The 18,057-nt window shown below is 53.7% G+C and carries 16 protein-coding genes and 2 pseudogenes; 4 read left to right on the top strand and 14 right to left on the bottom strand.

Features of this window, described 5'->3' with window-relative positions; all coding sequences use genetic code 11:
* Positions 1-11: 11 nt before the first annotated feature.
* The 3 genes from mmuM to dusC all read right to left on the bottom strand — a co-directional run bounded on the left by mmuM (position 12) and on the right by dusC (position 3,482).
* Complete coding sequence (mmuM, locus tag GZ59_RS08490; protein WP_039291201.1) at positions 12-947, bottom strand: homocysteine S-methyltransferase; 936 nt, start codon at positions 945-947, stop codon at positions 12-14.
* Positions 940-2,352 (bottom strand): S-methylmethionine permease, encoded by a 1,413-nt coding sequence (mmuP, locus tag GZ59_RS08485; protein ID WP_011094333.1) that lies wholly within the window; start codon positions 2,350-2,352, stop codon positions 940-942. The genes mmuM and mmuP overlap by 8 nt, the downstream gene beginning before the upstream one ends.
* A gap of 197 nt (positions 2,353-2,549) precedes the next feature.
* A complete protein-coding gene (gene dusC, locus GZ59_RS08480) occupies positions 2,550-3,482 on the bottom strand; it encodes a tRNA dihydrouridine(16) synthase DusC (RefSeq protein WP_039291199.1) in 933 nt (310 codons plus the stop codon).
* A 243-nt stretch (positions 3,483-3,725) separates the two neighbouring features.
* Between dusC and GZ59_RS08475 the strand changes: the two genes are divergently transcribed.
* Positions 3,726-4,397 carry an epoxyqueuosine reductase QueH gene (locus GZ59_RS08475; protein ID WP_039291197.1) on the top strand — a complete coding sequence of 224 codons (672 nt, stop codon included), beginning with the start codon at positions 3,726-3,728 and terminating at the stop codon, positions 4,395-4,397.
* 46 nt (positions 4,398-4,443) lie between these two features.
* Here GZ59_RS08475 and GZ59_RS08470 read toward each other — a convergent pair whose 3' ends face one another.
* Complete coding sequence (locus GZ59_RS08470) at positions 4,444-6,039, bottom strand: ABC transporter substrate-binding protein (RefSeq protein ID WP_039291195.1); 1,596 nt, start codon at positions 6,037-6,039, stop codon at positions 4,444-4,446.
* A 140-nt stretch (positions 6,040-6,179) separates the two neighbouring features.
* Here GZ59_RS08470 and pepT point away from each other — a divergent pair, with 140 nt between their 5' ends.
* A complete protein-coding gene (gene pepT, locus GZ59_RS08465; protein WP_039291193.1) occupies positions 6,180-7,409 on the top strand; it encodes a peptidase T in 1,230 nt (409 codons plus the stop codon).
* A gap of 56 nt (positions 7,410-7,465) precedes the next feature.
* Here pepT and GZ59_RS08460 read toward each other — a convergent pair whose 3' ends face one another.
* Both GZ59_RS08460 and parS read right to left on the bottom strand, forming a co-directional pair.
* Positions 7,466-7,936 (bottom strand): RES family NAD+ phosphorylase, encoded by a 471-nt coding sequence (locus GZ59_RS08460; RefSeq protein ID WP_039291191.1) that lies wholly within the window; start codon positions 7,934-7,936, stop codon positions 7,466-7,468.
* Positions 7,933-8,376, bottom strand: coding sequence for a type II RES/Xre toxin-antitoxin system antitoxin (parS, locus tag GZ59_RS08455; RefSeq protein ID WP_039291190.1), 444 nt, complete (start codon positions 8,374-8,376; stop codon positions 7,933-7,935). Before parS ends, GZ59_RS08460 begins: the two co-directional genes overlap by 4 nt.
* A 59-nt stretch (positions 8,377-8,435) precedes the next feature.
* Here parS and GZ59_RS23470 point away from each other — a divergent pair.
* Positions 8,436-8,549 (top strand): annotated as a pseudogene (locus GZ59_RS23470) (DMT family transporter); the annotation flags it as partial.
* Between the two features lie 40 nt (positions 8,550-8,589).
* Here GZ59_RS23470 and rhlE read toward each other — a convergent pair.
* From rhlE to GZ59_RS08425, 6 genes are all read right to left on the bottom strand, one after another.
* Complete coding sequence (rhlE, locus tag GZ59_RS08450; RefSeq protein WP_039291188.1) at positions 8,590-10,041, bottom strand: ATP-dependent RNA helicase RhlE; 1,452 nt, start codon at positions 10,039-10,041, stop codon at positions 8,590-8,592.
* Between the two features lie 277 nt (positions 10,042-10,318).
* Positions 10,319-11,173, bottom strand: a complete 855-nt coding sequence (locus GZ59_RS08445; protein WP_048018368.1) for an ABC transporter ATP-binding protein — start codon at positions 11,171-11,173, stop codon at positions 10,319-10,321.
* 12 nt (positions 11,174-11,185) lie between these two features.
* Positions 11,186-12,217, bottom strand: coding sequence for a FecCD family ABC transporter permease (locus GZ59_RS08440; RefSeq protein ID WP_039291186.1), 1,032 nt, complete (start codon positions 12,215-12,217; stop codon positions 11,186-11,188).
* Positions 12,210-13,199 carry a FecCD family ABC transporter permease gene (locus tag GZ59_RS08435; protein WP_039291185.1) on the bottom strand — a complete coding sequence of 330 codons (990 nt, stop codon included), beginning with the start codon at positions 13,197-13,199 and terminating at the stop codon, positions 12,210-12,212. Before GZ59_RS08435 ends, GZ59_RS08440 begins: the two co-directional genes overlap by 8 nt.
* On the bottom strand, positions 13,196-14,203 hold the full coding sequence (locus GZ59_RS08430) for an ABC transporter substrate-binding protein (RefSeq protein ID WP_039291183.1): 1,008 nt from the start codon (positions 14,201-14,203) through the stop codon (positions 13,196-13,198). The genes GZ59_RS08435 and GZ59_RS08430 overlap by 4 nt, the downstream gene beginning before the upstream one ends.
* Positions 14,204-14,220: 17 nt before the next feature.
* Positions 14,221-16,326: a TonB-dependent receptor gene (locus GZ59_RS08425; RefSeq protein ID WP_039294894.1), complete on the bottom strand. Its 2,106-nt coding sequence runs from the start codon at positions 16,324-16,326 to the stop codon at positions 14,221-14,223.
* Between the two features lie 299 nt (positions 16,327-16,625).
* Between GZ59_RS08425 and GZ59_RS23865 the strand changes: the two are divergent.
* A pseudogene (locus GZ59_RS23865) lies at positions 16,626-16,715 on the top strand (hypothetical protein); the annotation flags it as partial.
* A 69-nt stretch (positions 16,716-16,784) separates the two neighbouring features.
* Here the strand turns inward: GZ59_RS23865 and GZ59_RS08415 are convergent.
* The gene (locus GZ59_RS08415) at positions 16,785-17,492 is read right to left on the bottom strand and encodes a Bax inhibitor-1/YccA family protein (protein WP_010297658.1); all 708 of its coding nucleotides are present in this window, start codon (positions 17,490-17,492) and stop codon (positions 16,785-16,787) included.
* 112 nt (positions 17,493-17,604) lie between these two features.
* A complete protein-coding gene (moaE, locus tag GZ59_RS08410; RefSeq protein WP_011094347.1) occupies positions 17,605-18,057 on the bottom strand; it encodes a molybdopterin synthase catalytic subunit MoaE in 453 nt (150 codons plus the stop codon).

The raw sequence follows: 18,057 nt of genomic DNA, 5'->3' as shown, positions 1-18,057 counted from the left end.
GAGTACTGACTCTACTGCTGACAACAGCGTGCGATACCGGCGATGTCGGCAGGCGTCGTTCGGCAACAGCCGCCAATCAAACGCGCCCCTGCTGTCTGCCACTCGGGCAGATACGCTGTCAGCGAGCATGCGGTATCGTGAGCGCTGCTCCAGGTTTTGGTTACGGCATCATACTGCTCGCCGGAATTGGGATAAACCACCAAAGGCAAATCCGTTAACGAAGATAGGTGCATTAGCGCCGGTGTTACCTTTTCCAACGCAATGCAGTTGATACCAACGGCAACCACCTGCGAACAGGCATTGACCCGTTCCAGCACAGTGCGCAATGGCGTACCGTCACTGAGGTGTTCGCTGTCACGCAGCGTGAAGGAGAACCAGGCCTGCGCCTGAGGGAATTCGGCCAGCAACGCAATCAGCGCCTCTATTTCCGCAAAAGACGGCAGCGTCTCGCAGGCTAGAAGATCCGCACCCGCCTCATGCAGCGCCGCAATACGCGGCCGATGAAATGCCATCATCTCAGCCTGTGGCAGCTGATAGTCGCCACGGTATTCTGAACCATCCGCCAGATAGGCACCGTACGGCCCCACTGACCCCGCCACGAGAAGCGTCCCAGCCTGCGGATTATCGCGGCGATAATCATCCCGAGCCTGCGCCGCCAACTGTACGCTTTTGGCAATCAGCGCCAGCGACTCCGCTTCGCTATACCCACGAGCCTCAAACCCTTGCGGCGTTGCCTGATAGCTAGCGGTAATCGCACACTGCGCCCCAGCCTTGAAATAGTCGAAGTGCACCTGATAAATCAGCGCCGGATTCTCAACCAGCACCTTCGCCGACCACAGGGGATCCGTTAAATCACAGCCGCGCGCTTCCAGTTCGGTCGCCAACGCACCGTCCAATACAATCGTTGATGCTGTTGCCAGCATTTCGGTAATCCTGTTTTTACGCAATGTCTTCTACTCCCGTTAATCCACGTTTCTTCACCGATTGCGTGAAATAATAAGCACCGTAACACAGTGCGACAAACGGAATGCCACACCACAGTGCAATCCGCTGGCTTGGATCAAACACCAGCCCGACGCAGGCTAACAGGCATAACAGGAAGCCAAGAATCGGCGTTATCGGGAACCAGGGCGCGCGATATTGCAGCTCGGAAAGTGATTTTCCGGAGCGAATATGATGACGGCGGAACATATAGTGCGAAGCGCAAATACTCAACCACACCGCCACCACGGCAAAGCCGGAAATGGCGGATAGCGCTACGTAGACGGTATCGGGCGCGACCACGCTAGAAAACAGCGCCAGCAGCCCGCCCAGCATACTGACGGAAATAGCAAAGAGCGGAATACCACGGCGCGTCAGGCGAGAAAAACGACGCGGCAACGTCCCTTCGTTAGACAGCGACCACAGCATACGTCCCGAAGCATACAGCCCTGAGTTCGCGGCCGACAGAATCGCCGTCAAGATCACGAAGTTAAAAATGTCTGCGGCGTAAGGAATACCAATTTTTTCAAACACCAGCACAAACGGACTTTTGGCGATACCGGCTTCTTCCATCGGGATGATGGCGGCTAGCACCAGCACCGTACCAAGGAAGAAGATCACCAACCGCGCGACGGTCGTGCGAATCGCCATCGGTACAACCTTCTGCGGATTCTCGGTTTCTCCTGCCGCGATGCCGATCAGCTCTGTACCAGAGAAGGCAAAATTCACCGCCACCATCGTCATCAATATCGGCAGGCCGCCGTGTGGGAGCCAGCCAGAAGCGGTAATATTCTGGAAGAACGGCGCGGGAGAACCGTCCTGCATCGGAATAAAACCAAACATCGCGCCCGCACCGAGCACAATAAAGGCAAGAATCGTAACCACTTTAACAATCGAGAACCAGAATTCTCCTTCGGCAAAGAAGCGGGACGAGACGACATTCAGCAGATAGATCAGCGCACAAAACAGCAGGCACCACGTCCAGACTGGCACCTGCGGGAACCAGTACTGCATGCAAAAACCAGCGGCAGTGAGGCTGGAACCGAGCGCGACCGTCCACGTCAGCCAATACAACCACGCCACGGTATAGCCCGTTGCCGGGCTAAGATAACGGGATGCGTACACATGGAACGCCCCAGTTTCCGGCATCGCGACAGACAGCTCACCCAGGCTAAGCATCACCAAGTACACCACCAACGCACCGATCAGATACGCCAACAGCGTCCCGGCCGCACCCGTCGTGGAAATAATGTAGCCCGTATTGAAAAACAGGCCGGTACCGATGACGCCGCCAAGCGAAAGCATCACCAAATGGCGAGCTTTCATGGTGCGCTTAAACTGCCCTTCCGAGCCAGATGCGTGTTGTTCCATGATGACCTTTCGTTATCAATAAACCCGTACTGCTTGATATCGCAGGACGGTAATAGTTCCTAAGCGGGAGTAGACGTTTAGACTTCCAGATAGATGGAGTGTTATACCGTCAACCGATTCGTAAAGTAAAGCGCAGGCCGCTGAAGAGCGATGAGGTGAGTTAAAATTGAGCAGAAGTAAAAGAATGCGGTGAGCGCCTATGGCTCACCAATCACACGTGCGATATCCGTTGAGGTCTTCAACGTGCGAATCTCGCTGAATAACTCGGTGGCATCGTCGTACTCTTTACGCAAATAGCCAAGCCACTGCTTGATACGCGCGACATGATACATCCCCGTATCGCCCTGCTTTTCCAGTCGCACATATTTTTGTAGCAGTAACATAACCTCAGGCCACGGCATACGCGGTTCGTTATATTTAATCACGCGGCTCAGGTTCGGCACATTCAGCGCGCCCCGCCCGAGCATGATCGCGTCACAGCCCGTTGTCGCCATACAATCCTGCGCACTCTGCCAGTCCCAGATTTCGCCGTTGGCAATCACCGGAATCTGCAACCGCTGGCGGATTTCCCCGATCGCCTGCCAGTTAATGCACTCAGCCTTGTAGCCATCTTCTTTCGTGCGACCATGCACGGCCAACTCGCTGGCACCCGCCTGCTGCACCGCATCGGCAATTTCAAACTGGCGAGCACCGGAATCCCACCCCAAACGTATTTTCACCGTGACCGGTAAATGCGCTGGCACCGCCTCACGCATGGCTTTTGCCCCCTGATAAATCAGTTCCGGATCTTTTAACAGTGTCGCACCGCCTCCGCTGCCGTTCACCAGCTTTGACGGGCAGCCACAGTTGAGATCGACGCCATACGAACCCAGCTCAACCGCCCGCGCTGCGTTCTCCGCCAGCCACTGCGGATATTGCCCCAGCAGTTGCACGCGCACCAGCGTGCCGGACGGCGTGCGGCTAGCATGCTGTAGCTCTGGGCAAAGGCGATAAAAAGATTTAATCGGCAGGCATTGATCCACCACGCGTAAAAACTCGGTGATACACAGATCATAATCATTTACTTCGGTCAGCAGCTCTCGCACTAGTGAGTCGAGAACCCCTTCCATCGGGGCAAGCAGAACACGCATAACGCTACTCAATAACTCTTCGATCGTGAATGATAGCCGTAAATAACACAGCCAAAAAGCAGGCAATATTAGGATAATACAGGTCACGTAAGCCCGTTGTTAGGGACATTGTACGGATAACGCAACGGGAAAGATAACGCCAGATACGCCCAGAGGTTGCCTCTCGTGGGCATATCATCAATAATTCGTTGCGAATTTGTGATGCTACGTCCTTACGGACCACAACGAAGTGACTGTTTATTTATGTCGAATGTCAAAACCGCAGAATTTAAACGCCCGCAGCTTTCATTGCCACATAGCGCAGACAAACTGCTGCTGCATTCCTGCTGTGCGCCTTGCTCTGGTGAAGTCATGGAAGCCATCACCGCTTCAGGCATCGACTACACCATTTTCTTCTATAACCCCAACATCCACCCGCAGCGTGAATATCTGATCCGCAAAGAGGAAAACATCCGTTTCGCCGAACAGCATAACGTGCCTTTCATCGATGCAGATTACGATTCAGATCACTGGTTCGAACGAGCCAAAGGTATGGAGTGGGAACCCGAACGTGGCATTCGCTGCACCATGTGTTTTGACATGCGTTTCGAGCGCACGGCGCTGTATGCAGCGGAAAACGGCTTTAGCGTAATTTCCAGCTCACTGGGAATTTCCCGCTGGAAAAACATGCAGCAGATTAACGAATGCGGCCAGAACGCGGCGCAGAAATATCCTGGTGTCACCTACTGGGATTATAACTGGCGCAAAGGTGGCGGTTCGGCACGGATGATCGAAATCAGCAAGCGTGAACATTTCTATCAGCAAGAATATTGCGGCTGCATCTATTCCCTGCGCGATTCCAATAAGCATCGCAAATCACAGGGGCGCGATATTATCCGCATCGGTAAGCTGTATTACGGCGATGAAGCCGAATAACCGCATGGAACCAAAGTCCGGCACAGTGTGCCGGACTTTCAGCTTCTTACTTCTTCACATCGACCTGATAAAAAATATGCTTACCGAACGGGTCAACTTCATACCCGGTCACTTCTTTGCGCACCGGCTCAAAAATGGTGGAATGCGCAATCATGACGGCCGGAGCCTGATCGTGCATCATCTGCTGCGCCTGTTTGTATAGGGCGATTCGCTGTTCATGATCCTGTGAAGCTCGCGCGTCGATAATAAGTTTATCAAACGGGGCGTAACACCATTTTGCAGAGTTAGAGCCGCCATTGGCCGCCGTACAGGTAAACAACGGCCCGAAGAAGTTATCAGGATCGCCCGTCGCCGTTGTCCAGCCCATTAGCGCCGTCTGATGTTCACCACCTTTCACCCTTTTCAGGTATTCGCCCCACTCGAAGGTGACAATTTTGGCCTGCACGCCAACTTTCGCCCAGTCGGCCTGAATCATCTCCGACATACGACGGGCGTTCGGGTTATACGGACGCTGTACCGGCATCGCCCAGAGTTCGATAGCAGTACCCTCCACCAAACCGGCTTCTTTTAGTAACGCCTTCGCCTTCTCGGGATCGTAGTCATAATCCTTCAGATCACTGTCGGCGCTCCAGACGCCCGGCGGCAGGAGGTTTTTCGCTGCGGTGCCAGTGCCCTGAAAGACGGCTTCAATAATCGCCGCTTTGTTAATCGCCATCGTCAGCGCCTGACGCACTTTCACATTATCCAGCGGTGCCTTTTGGGTATTGAACGACAGGAAACCGGTGTTCAACCCAGCCTTTTGCATCAATACGATATCTTTATTCTCTTTCATGCGCGGCAGGTCTGCGGGATTAGGGAATGGCATCACCTGACACTCATTTTTCTCCAGCTTGGCATAGCGCACGGAAGCATCTGGCGTGATAGTGAAAATCAACCGATCCAACTTGGCCTTGCCTTCCCAATAATCTGGAAACGCTTTAAACAAAATGCGCGAATCTTTCTGATACTGCGCTAACTCAAAAGGTCCGGTACCAATCGGATCCATATCAACACGTTCCGGCGTGCCAGCTTTGAGCATCGCATCGGCATATTCAGCAGAGAGGATGGAAGCAAAGTACCAGGCTAAATCGGCCAGAAACGGCGCTTCCGCATGGGAGAGCGTAAAGCGCACCGTGTGATCATCCACCTTCTCGAGATTCTTGATCAGTGAGCCAAAGGACAAACTCTCAAAATTGGCATAAGTGCCTTTCGAGACACTGTGGTAGGGGTGCTGCGGATCTTTTTGCCGCATGAAGGAGAAAATCACGTCGTCAGCGGTAAAATCACGCGAGGGTTTGAAATATTTGTTGCTCTGGAACTTCACCCCTTTGCGCAAATGAAAGGTATACACGCGCCCATCGGCACTGATGTCCCAGCGTTCTGCCAGACTCGGCACTAGCTCTGTGGTACCAACTTTGAAATCCACCAGACGATTATAAATCGGCACGGCGCTAGCATCCACGCTGGTGCCGGAGGTATAAAGCTGCGGGTTAAAGTTTTCCGGCGATCCTTCAGAACAATACACCAGTGTATTCGCCGATGCCGCTGAGGCAACCGCCAGCGTCAACGCAGCCAATGTGAATCGTATTCCTGCCTTTCTCATCCCAGACCTCGCTTGTTATTTGTGTTTCACCACACTGCTATAAAAATCATGACGATAAAATGACAAATAAAACCCTCAAATGAAATAATTTCTACGTTAGGATAACAATCATGGCTCTTACTGAATAAAAAGGATTCGTTATGACAGACAGTCTGGCTCATCAACTCAGCAATCGGTTTTACCGTTATCTCGCCGTCACCAGCCAAAGCGATGCCAGTTCCACAACATTGCCCAGCACGCCGGAACAACATGAGATGGCGCGTCTGCTGGCGGACGAGTTGCGTACGATAGGCCTACAAGATGTGGTGATTGATGAGCACGCCACGGTAACCGCCGTAAAGCCGGGCAACTGTCCATCCGCGCCGCGCATTGGCTTTATTACTCATATCGATACGGTTGACGTCGGTCTGTCGCCGCATATTCACCCGCAAACGCTGCGCTTTACCGGTGAAGACCTGTGCCTGAATGCCGAACAGGACATCTGGCTGCGCACAGCGGAACATCCAGAGGTTATACCGTATGTCGGGCAGGACATTATCTTCAGCGATGGCACCAGCGTACTTGGTGCGGACAACAAAGCCGCCGTCACCGTGGTGATGACGCTCATGGAGAATCTAACCGATGCGACGCCACACGGCGATATCGTAGTGGCCTTCGTGCCAGATGAGGAAATTGGGCTGCGCGGTGCGAAAGCGCTCGATCTCAAACGCTTCGATGTTGATTTCGCCTACACCATCGACTGCTGCGAGCTGGGTGAAGTGGTGTATGAGAATTTCAATGCGGCCTCGGCGGAAATTCGTTTTACTGGCGTGCCCGCGCACCCGATGTCGGCGAAAGGCGTGCTGGTTAATCCCCTGCTTATGGCACATGACTTTATCAGCCAGTTCGATCGCCAACAGACACCGGAACACACGGAAGGACGCGAGGGCTATGTCTGGTTTAACGATCTGACGGCGAATGCCAATGAAGCAAAGCTCAAAGCCTCTATTAGGGATTTCGATTTAGCCACGTTTGAACAGCGTAAACAGCAGATTGCCACGATCGCAGCGAAGATTGCCGCGCAGTACCCGATGGGCACCGTGACCTATACGCTCACCGATATCTACAGCAATATCAGCAACGCGATTACTGACGATCGTCGGGCAATAGACCTGCTGTTTGCCGCATTGGACACGCTGGGTATTGAACCTAAGGTGACGCCAATGCGTGGCGGCACGGACGGCGCAGCGCTATCCGCTAAAGGGTTGCTAACGCCGAACTTCTTCACTGGTGCGCACAATTTCCACTCACGCTTTGAGTTTCTCCCTGTGCCGTCGTTTGTGAAATCGTATGAAGTGGCATTGAATTTATGCCTGCTGGCAGCGAAATAATCGCGTTGAGAAAAGAGAGTTTGATAACGATTAAATGGATTGATACCCGTGATGCATTATTTACGATCGGGCTTTAGCCGGCTATCAAACTGGAACGGTATAATCTCTGCCATCTGAATGATCCCGTAGAAATCTGGGTGTTCAGGGTTTAACAGGTAGTTATACTCTACAGGCGATAGGGCGCTGGGGACTCGCAACGCTATCGAACCTTTGGTAAAGATCCATGCATCACCGTATACAGCCAGATCTGGCGGCGCTTCTTCAGCAGCCCAGTTGTCTGGCAATTCGTCCATATCGGCACTCTGAATCTGATCCTCAGGCACATCGATACGCATTAGCGTGTAATAATCCAGGATCTGCGCTGCATGCAGATGTACCAGCGTCTCCAGCATGGCAAGCGATGCGGTTTCTGATACATAAACCATCGAGGTGCCAATACTATTCCAGCGGCCTCCAGCCTCTTTTGCTCCGTATCCCGTCCAGGCTGTAGAAAGATACTTTGTCTTTGTAAGCCGATAGAGAATCAAGAGTACACACCATGTTCCAGGCGCGTGAGCAATTTCATGACTTCGTAAGCCCCGGTTTCGGATACCATCAGTTCTGCTGGCACTTTCCCGCCAAGCGCTCGGTTTGGCTCATTCAACCATTTTTGAGCCTCGTCCTTATCACCTTCGAACAGTTCTACCGCCCGATCAATGACACGGATGATACGCACCAGCCGTTCACTTTGATCGGCGCTAAATCGCGCTTTGACGCTGCGGCTAAACGTCGTTGACGGAATGCCGGACATTTTACGCAGGTCGTTTTGCGTTATCTTCGCCCAGTCAGCGATAAGGTTAGCAACCTTGCCCTCAAGGCCTTCGTTAATCTGTCCCAGAAGCGCCACACCATCAGAATTGTTTAATCCGGCCACCTGCCATAAACGGGGCGGCCTGGTCTGAGTCGTGGATAAGCTAAATGTTTTCATAACAAACCTCCATTTGGAGTTTTTATTATACCCAAATGGTAATTGGTGCGCAAATAGTAGACACCTACTGGCGACCCAACGCGCTTGTCGGCCTGCTGCTGATGCTAGCGGGCAACGCGGTGATGTTCTACCGTCCACACAACCCAACGGCACAACCTGCGACGGCAAAATAACGTGACCAACAAAAAGGGAGCCAGTGGCTCCCTTTCGATTTTACTTGTCCGCTGGCTTGCTGCGGTTTTGCGGTCGCGGTGCGCGGCGTTGTCCTTCGCCACTGCCCTTACCGCTATTCCCTTTTCCGCCAGTACCCCATGGGCTATCGCTATTACCGCCCGGTTTACGCGGCTGACGATTAGCATCGGCTGAACGGCGCTCGCCCTGACCTTGACTACGTTCGCTGCGCTCGGACTGACCGCGTGGTGCGCCAGACGGTGCACGAGGAGACGCACTACGCGCACCACCACTACTACCACCACGGCTGCCCTGACGGCCATTCACAATCGGTTCTGCCTTGATGGACGGATCCGGCTCGTAGCCTTCAATAGCGATACGCGGAATTTCACGCTTCAGCAGACGTTCGATGTCACGCAGCAGCTTGTGTTCATCCACACACACCAGCGACAGCGCTTCGCCCGTCGCTTCTGCACGACCGGTACGGCCGATACGGTGAACGTAATCTTCTGGCACGTTTGGCAGTTCATAGTTCACAACGTGCGGCAACTGGTCGATATCCAGACCGCGCGCGGCGATATCTGTCGCGACCAGCACACGGATGCCGCCGTCCTTGAAGTTGGCCAGCGCGCGAGTACGCGCACCCTGACTTTTATTACCGTGGATAGCCGCAGCGGTGATACCATCTTTTTCCAACAGCTCGGCCAAGTGGTTAGCCCCGTGCTTGGTACGGGTAAAGACCAGTACCTGCTGCCAGTTGTTTTCACCAATTAGCTGCGACAGCAGTTCACGTTTGCGGCGCTTATCAACAAAATGTACATGCTGCGTGACCAGTTCAGACGGCGAATTACGACGCACGACTTCGACCGAAGCCGGATTGGTCAGCAGTTTGTTCGCCAGCGCTTTGATCTCATCAGAGAAAGTGGCGGAGAACAGCAGGTTTTGGCGTTTAGCAGGTAGCTTCGCCAGTACACGGCGAATATCGTGAATGAAGCCCATATCCAGCATCCGGTCTGCTTCATCCAGCACCAGAATTTCGATCTGAGACAGGTCAACGGCACGCTGATGTTCCAGATCGAGCAGACGTCCCGGCGTCGCCACCAGAATATCCACGCCGCCACGCAGCTTCATCATCTGCGGGTTGATGCTCACGCCGCCGAATACGACCAGTGAACGCAGGGGTAAATATTTGCTATACGCCTTCACGTTCTCATCAATCTGTGCCGCCAGTTCACGGGTCGGCGTCAGGATCAGCGCCCGTACTGGACGGCGCCCTTTCCCTTTATTCTGCGCTTCGCGACTCGTCAGCAGTTGCAATAACGGCAGCGTAAAGCCCGCCGTTTTACCCGTACCCGTTTGGGCACTGGCCATTAAATCGCGCCCTTCCAACACGACAGGAATTGCCTGACGCTGAACAGGGGTAGGATCGCGATAACCCTGCTCTTCAATCGCGCGCAGAATATCGGCACTCAGGCCGAGAGAATCAAATGACATAAAAAGAACAACTCCAGATCCGCTCTGACCGGACAGTAGCCGGTGTAGTTTTCAGAGGGTCAATAAGACGGGTTTGGCGGGCCACTATTAACGTAACAACTAATGTAACACTTCACGTAACAACGACATACGCAACAACCACGATGAACGAGCACAACTACGGTGCATGACTGCCGACGATTGTAGCAGAGATTCTGACCACTAAGGGATTTTTATCTGTGTCGGCCCGTTTTTCTGGCGGAGCGTAATAATCGCCCACTGCGGTGCCGTCAGACGATTAGCCGACATCAGCCGCTGCTTCACGTCCAAACGGAATACACAGCGGCGTGCCGAAAAACGGATCGTCAATGATGCGGCAATTCAGGTTAAACACCGTTTTTACCGTAGCTTCGGTAAGGATATCGCGCGGATTGCCCTGTGCAAACACCGTCCGGTCATGTACCGCCACCATGTGATGTGCGTATCGGCAGGCAAGATTCAAATCATGCAGCACCATGACGATGGTTTTCTGCTGCTGGAGATTCAACTCCCTTAGCAAATCCAGCACCTCCATCTGATGCGCCAGATCGAGGTAGGTCGTCGGCTCATCCAGCAGGACGATATCGGTATCCTGCGCCAACGTCATCGCGATCCATACGCGCTGGCGCTGGCCGCCGGACAGAGAATCGACTGCGCGATCCTTTAATGCCAGCACGCCAGTACTACGCAACGCCTGAAGCACTTTTTCCTCATCCGTTGTCGACCACTGCTTCAGCCACGACTGGTGCGGGTAACGCCCCATTTTCACCAGTTGATAGACCGTCAGGCCTTCCGGCGCGGTCGGTGTTTGCGGCAAAATCGCCAGGGATTTCGCCACCTCAACGGTGGATTGCCGATGGATATCCGCCCCGTTGACAATAATCGTTCCACTCGTTGGTTTCAGCAGGCGGGCGAATGACTTCAATAACGTGCTCTTACCGCAGCCGTTACTGCCCACCAGCACCGAAATTTTCTGCGCTGGCAGCGAAATATCCAGCGCGTCAATGACGATCTGCTTATCGTAACTTAGCGTCAGCGACTGACTGGCAATCGCCTCGCGGGAATCGCTACTTGTTGGAGGCACATTCTTTGAAGACACGTTTTCTGAAAACATAACCTGGCGATCTCAATAGCGTTGCCGAAGCAATAAATAGATAAAGAAAGGCGTCCCGAGCACCGAGATAAAGATGCCGGCAGGTAAATCCAGCGGCAGGAACGCGGTACGACCCAGTAAATCGGCCACCATCACCAGTAAACCGCCTGTCAACGCCGACACCAGCGCCAGTCCGGGAAATGAACGACTCGCCAGCTTTTTCGCAATATGCGGTGCTAGCAGGCCGACAAACGCCATCGCACCGGCGTAGGCAATCGCCGCGCCAGCCAGCGCGACGCTCAGCGTCAGCAGTGCAAGCCGGATACGCCCGACAGATTGCCCGACGCCGCAGGCCAGCGCGTCATCCAGTTCATGTACGTTGACATGCCGCGCCAGCCCCACCAGAAACGGGGCGCCAAGTAGCAACCAGCCCGCCAGCGCTGACACATGCTGCCACTGTGCGCCGTAAATACTGCCCGTCAGCCACACATAGGCCGTCAATGTCGTGCCTATCGGGCTAAACACCAGCATCATCGTAACCGCCGCGCCCATAATGGCAGACAGGCCCACGCCGACCAGCACCAACCGCAGCGGTGATGCGCCTTGTTTCCAGGCCAACAGATAAATGGCGATCGCCGTAATCCACGCCCCGCCCATTGCCGCCAGTGGGAGCCAACGCTGGCTTATCGTTGTCGCCAGAAACGAGAGAAAGAACACCGCTGCCGCCGATGCACCGCTGGTAATCCCCAGAATATCCGGCGAGGCCAGCGGGTTACGCACAATGCTTTGCAGAATCAAACCGGATATCGCCAGCGCCCCACCCACCAACAGCGCCAGCAGCGCACGCGGCAAACGCAAGTCGTTGACAATAAAGTGCACGCCGCTGTCTGCCTTTCCCAGCAGCGCCGACATCACCTGCGTGGGCGACAGCACAATCTGCCCTAGCGACAGCGAGAGGAATACGACAGCCAACAGCACCAGAAGGAGCGAAACCGCTACCGCTGAGGTACGTAAATCAATCTGGCGCGAAACGCTCCCTATGCGCACGGTACACACCTTACCCATGTCGCAGCCCCCTTCTCGCCAGATAAATGAAGAATGGCGCTCCTAATAGCGCGGTCATTGCCCCGACCGGAACTTCCTGCGGCACAATTAGCAAACGCGCAGCGACATCGGCCAGCAGCAGCAGCGTCGCACCGAAAATTGCACAACCGGGCAACAGCCAACGGTGATCGGCAGACAGCATGCGACGCACGATATGCGGCACGATTAGCCCGACAAAGCCGATATTTCCGGCTATCGCCACCGCTCCCCCCGCCAGCCCAATCACGCACAGCCCAGACAACGCACGGACTAGCGCGGTACGCTGCCCCAGCCCTTTGGCGATCTCGTCACCCGCCACCAGAATATTGAGGTGACGCGCCAGCAGCAGCGTGAGACATAGCGCGATAACAAAGTACGGCAGCAGCGGCAACAGCATCGACAGGTTGCGCCCGGATACCGAACCGGCTAGCCAGAACAGCATGCTATCCAGCCCATCCTGATTGATCACCAGCAGCGCCTGCGTAAACGAAATAAACAGCGCGCTGATAGCGGCACCGGCCAGCACGATGCGTAAGTGGCTGGAACGCGCATTGCCCAACGTTCCCAACACGTACACCATGACGCCAGCAACAGCTGCGCCGAGATAGGCCGTCCATGCCAACGCAACCTGCGAGGAAAAGGTCAACAGCGAAGACAGCAGCACGACGGCAAACATGGCTCCGGCATTAATGCCAAATATTCCCGGCGAGGCTAGTGGGTTACGCGTCAACGCCTGCATTAGCGCCCCGGCAACGGCAAGGCTGGCACCGACAACGAGAGCAATCACCGTCCGCGACAGGCGGGTCGTCAACACCAGAATGTGATCGATCTGCTGCGGATCGTAATAGAATAGCGCCCTGAACACGGCACCAAATGAAATCGTGGTTTGCCCCAGCATCAGGCTAGCGACGATACTCAACAGCAGCAGTGTAATACCCGCTGCCATCACGATGCACTGTCTCATCGCGTCTGACTCTCCTCTACGACATCGCTTTTTTTGCTCGCAGGTTCTGCCTTGCCAGCGAACTGCCGTTCGATATCGTCCAGCATGTTATTTGCGCCCAAAATACCGCCAGACAGGCTCCAGGCCACGTTATCTACCGGATACACCTGCTGCTGGCGAGGGGCATGCAGCCGCTGCCAAAGCGGGTGGGCCTGCCAATCTCGATAATTCTGCACCACCGCAGGTTTGTCTGAACGCAGCAGCACAAAGAATAGATCGGCATCCACCACGGGAATACTCTCTTTGCTCGTAAGCTTTTGCATTAGACCTGACGTGTAGCTTTCCGGCCGCGACCAGACAAAGCCGATTTCCGACAGCACCGACCCGGCAAAGCTGGCGGGTAGATAGCTGCGCATGTGATCCTCACGGAATTCGAGAATGGAAACGCTGAGCGGCCAGCGATCGCCAAATCGCGCCTTTAGCCTGTCACGCAGCGAATTCACGCGTCGATCCCAGTGGGATAAAATCTCATGCGTCTTATCTTCCCTGTTAAGCGCTACGCCCATCATCTGTACCGTGTCCTTAAATTCAGACACCCTGTCCAGCGCAATCGTCGGCGCAATCTGCGACAGCAGACCGTAGATCTTTTCATGCCGAAAGGTAGACGCCACGATGAGATCGGGCTTGAGTAACGCGATCGTTTCCAGGCTAGGCTGCGTTTCCAGCCCAACCAGCGTCACGCCCTGCAACGCGGGGCGAAGATAGCGGTAAATCGGCTTCTCCGCCCATGATTCCACCACGCCAATCGGCTTAATTCCCAGTGCAACGGCAGCGTCAGTCGCGCCCTGAAACAGCGTCACTATGCGCAGCGGCGTCCCTGTCACGGTGGTCACACCCAGCGCATGCCGAACCTGACGCGACGGTTCTGCCGCCTGCGCCAACGTCACCAGCAGAAAAGACAACAACACGGCCAGCGAAAAACGCTGCCGTGTTGCTGATTTTTGGACATGGCTAAACTTAGACATGGTTAAACAAGGTAATTTTAGAAATCAATCGAATAACCCAATGTCATCGTGCGACCACGCCCAGAGAAATAGCGCGTATCGTTAACAAGGGCAGCCTGCGAATAGTAGGTGATGTACTGCTTATCCAGCAGGTTAGCCACCGCGACATTGAGACGACCATATGGCAGCTTGTAACCCACGGCAGCATCCATCAACAGGTAGCCATCAAAGGCCATACCCGCATCGTCAAAACTGCGGCCAAAGGCATAATTCGCCTGTACGAATGAGCTCCAGTTATCATTCCAGTTCGCCGACCAGCTAGTGATAAGACGATCCGGAGCAATATTCAGACCGTTGAATTTTTTATCCACCTTGCCATCGCCGTTATTGTCATACTTCCCTTCACTGTGGGCGTAAGAGGCATTAATTTTATGCTGCTCGTTAATTTGGTAGCCTGTAGTCACCTCTACCCCTCGGATCTGCGTACGCTGACGATCGGACAAAAATACGCCACCGCTCTCTCTAACACGCTCACCCAGTTTCGATTTGGACTCAAAATAACTGGCTTCGAAGTCAAACTTATCACGTTTAAATCTGAATCCCGTTTCTACGTTATCCGTCACAATCGGCTTAAAGCCGTCGAAATTTTTCAGGCTAACACCCGGACGGTTAATGGAACGTAGCGCACGGCCCACATCCGGCATACCAAACCCTTCCGAGTAGTTAGCGAACAGGCTCAGGGAATCTGTTGCCGCATAAACAATACCGGCGTTATACAGCGTCTCATTAAATTTTGGGCTACCGCCCTCCACTGTATAACCGCCATTGGATGCCAGCGTTTGATAGTCACCGACCTGTAGCTTAGCGATTTCATGGCGTACGCCCGCGTGTAGCGTTACCTTATCCAGCAGTTGATATTCTCCCTGAATAAACGGTGAATAGTTGGTGTATTCCATCTCCGGCACGTAGGTACGCTTGGTCAGGTAGAGATCCTGTTTCCCTTTATCATACAAGGTATCGAAACCCACCGTGACCTTCAGCGTGTCATCCAGCAAGTCGTCTTTGGTCAACGCAAGCTTGGTGCCGTACTTATTGGCGACGGATCGTGACTGCTCATAAAGCGTACCTCGGGGAGCAATCGCCGGATCCTGGAAAGTATTTGAAATCGTTGCGCCAAACAGCGCTTCATAGCGTTGATTAAACACCAGAGCGGACAGCTTCATCCCCGCCAAATCGTGGTGCTCGTAGGTTAATCCCGTCGTCCAAATACTGTTATTTGGCGCTTCGCCCGGCGGTGTGCCGCGCACTGACGTCGTAGGGATGCCCTGATCGCGGATACCATCCACGCTAAGGTAGTTATTTTCGTTTTTAATGTGGTAGCGATTTACGCTCAGTTGAATACGCTGATAGTCATCCAGCCAGTATCCGACTTTCGCCATGATGTCATAGGCGCGAGAGTCCATGGTGTCGCCCTGCGTATTATCCACGCCAACGGGACGATTGTTGCCATCCAGATACAACCCCTGATTCTCGTAGCCAATCGCGAACAGATAATCGAGATAGTCTTGACGTCCATCCACCCGATAAGTGGTTTTATAGCTGGCAGTTTCGCCACGAATCTTTTCAGTCGGAATCGTGGTCTGCACACTGACATGTTGATTAAACGAACCGTTTTCCGGGCGACGGGTAATGATGTTAATCACCCCACCTGTCGCGCCCATGCCATTGGTGGCGTTGGCACCGTGAATCACTTCAATACGCTCGACCATCGAATAGTCGACCGTATGCATCTCACGTCCGGTGGGGCGCAGCGGGTTAGATTGGGGAATGCCGTCGATCATCACCAACGCTGCACGACCACGGAAAGTTTCGCCGCTGCCGCTCATTTTCTGACGACTGGGGGAGAACGAAGGAAGCAGATTGCTCAGAATTTGCGATGAGTCGGAGGTAACCTGCATCTGCTGCTCGATTTGCTCCTTAGTAATCACCGTAACCACCTGCGGCGCTTTCTGCTGCTGGATATTCGAGCGTGAGGCGGTAATCACCATCTCATCACCGCTCGAATCACCCTTTTTGGTCGTATCATCCTGTGCATACGCCGGAGCAATCAGCACGCATGGCATCAATGCAAGTAAAGTGCGCATCTGGTTCACTGTCCTTCCCCTTTGGTTATATATCCAACCGTGAATAAAAATCATCGCCTGTGGCAGACCACTCACCGCAGCACAGACAAAAAAATGCCAAAATGCTTCGTCTTACGCGAAGCACTTTGGCGGATCACTATCGGCTCTGGCATTGAACGCAGGGTTTACACCCTATGGCACAACGTCAATGCTGGCAGGCCATTATGTCAGTACCAGTAAAAATGCAATTGCTAATGGCAATTATTATCATTCAATGAAATTAATTACAATAGCTACCGCTGATAAACAAGGACTTCAGCATTATCTGGGGCAGTTTATGGCCACTGCTCATCATCATGCTGACCACGGGTTCAGCGGCTTACGCTATTTTTCGACGGAATATCGCGTAATTAATAAGGAGGGGAAATACGGGAAGGCGTTATCTGGCGCGAGGAATCGCGCCAGATAGGAGCGTAAAATTAACGACGATTACCGAAAATACGCAGCAGCATCAGGAACAGGTTGATGAAGTCGAGGTACAGCGTCAACGCGCCGACGATGGAGTATTTGCGGAAGCTATCTTTGTCATCAACAGACAACTGCTCGCCGATATTTTTCAGTTTCTGGGTGTCATACGCGGTGAGACCGACAAACACCACCACACCGATATAGGTTACTGCCCACATCAGCGCTTCGCTTTTCAGCCACAGGTTCACCAGCGAAGCCAGAACAATCCCGATCAGCGCCATAAACAACATGCTGCCGAAGCCGCTTAAATCACGCTTCGTGGTGTAGCCGTACAGGCTCATCGCCCCGAACATCCCTGCCGTAATCACAAAGGTGCTAGCGATGGACTCACCAGAGTACATGATGAAAATGCTGGAGAGCGTCAGCCCCGTCAACGCGGAATAAAGCATAAACAACGACGTGGCAACCGTGCCGCTCAGGCGCTGTACCATGCCGGAAATGACAAATACCAGCCCCAGTTGGGCAATGATCAGTCCAAAGAAAGTGATCTGGCTGGAGAAAACAAAATTCAGTACGGCGGGCGTATTCGCCGCATACCAGGAGACGAATGCCGTCAGCAGCAGGCCACAAGTCATCCAGCCATAAACCTGTGCCATATAGGCCTGTAGACCAGACTGCGAGCGCTCAACGATTGAACCAGAGCGTGGATATCTGTCCATGATGTTACCTTTGCATAAAGTTATCTGATTAACGCGGCGCGAACCGCCTGATTGGGGGATCGAGACTGAATATTCTCTCCCCGCCATCCTTTTATCCTAACACAGAAATCAACTACCAGCGCTGCGCGGCCTGTTTATCACTGTCTCGCGATTCAATCCAATGCTCACCTTCCGGCGTGGCTTCTCGCTTCCAGAATGGCGCGCGGGTTTTCAGGTAATCCATGATGAATTGGGCGGCATCAAATGCCGCGCTGCGGTGGGCGGCACTGACGCCAACAAACACAATTTCATCGCCCGGATAGAGTGCGCCTACCCGATGAATCACGCTCACACGCGGCAGTTCCCAACGTTCGCGTGCCAGCTCGACAATCTCTGCCAGCGCTTTTTCCGTCATGCCGGGATAATGTTCCAACGTGAGTGCGCTGACGTCTTTCGCCAAATTGTGATTACGCACCTTACCCGTGAACGTCACGACTGCGCCGTCTTCATCACACTGTGCCAGCCACTGATACTCATCACCTACGTTGAAGTTCTCTTCGCCGACCTGAATACGCGTTTCTGCCAC

Source organism: Pectobacterium atrosepticum, assembly GCF_000740965.1.
GTDB classification, from domain to species: domain Bacteria; phylum Pseudomonadota; class Gammaproteobacteria; order Enterobacterales; family Enterobacteriaceae; genus Pectobacterium; species Pectobacterium atrosepticum.
This window is presented reverse-complemented; position numbering and strand designations above follow the sequence as displayed.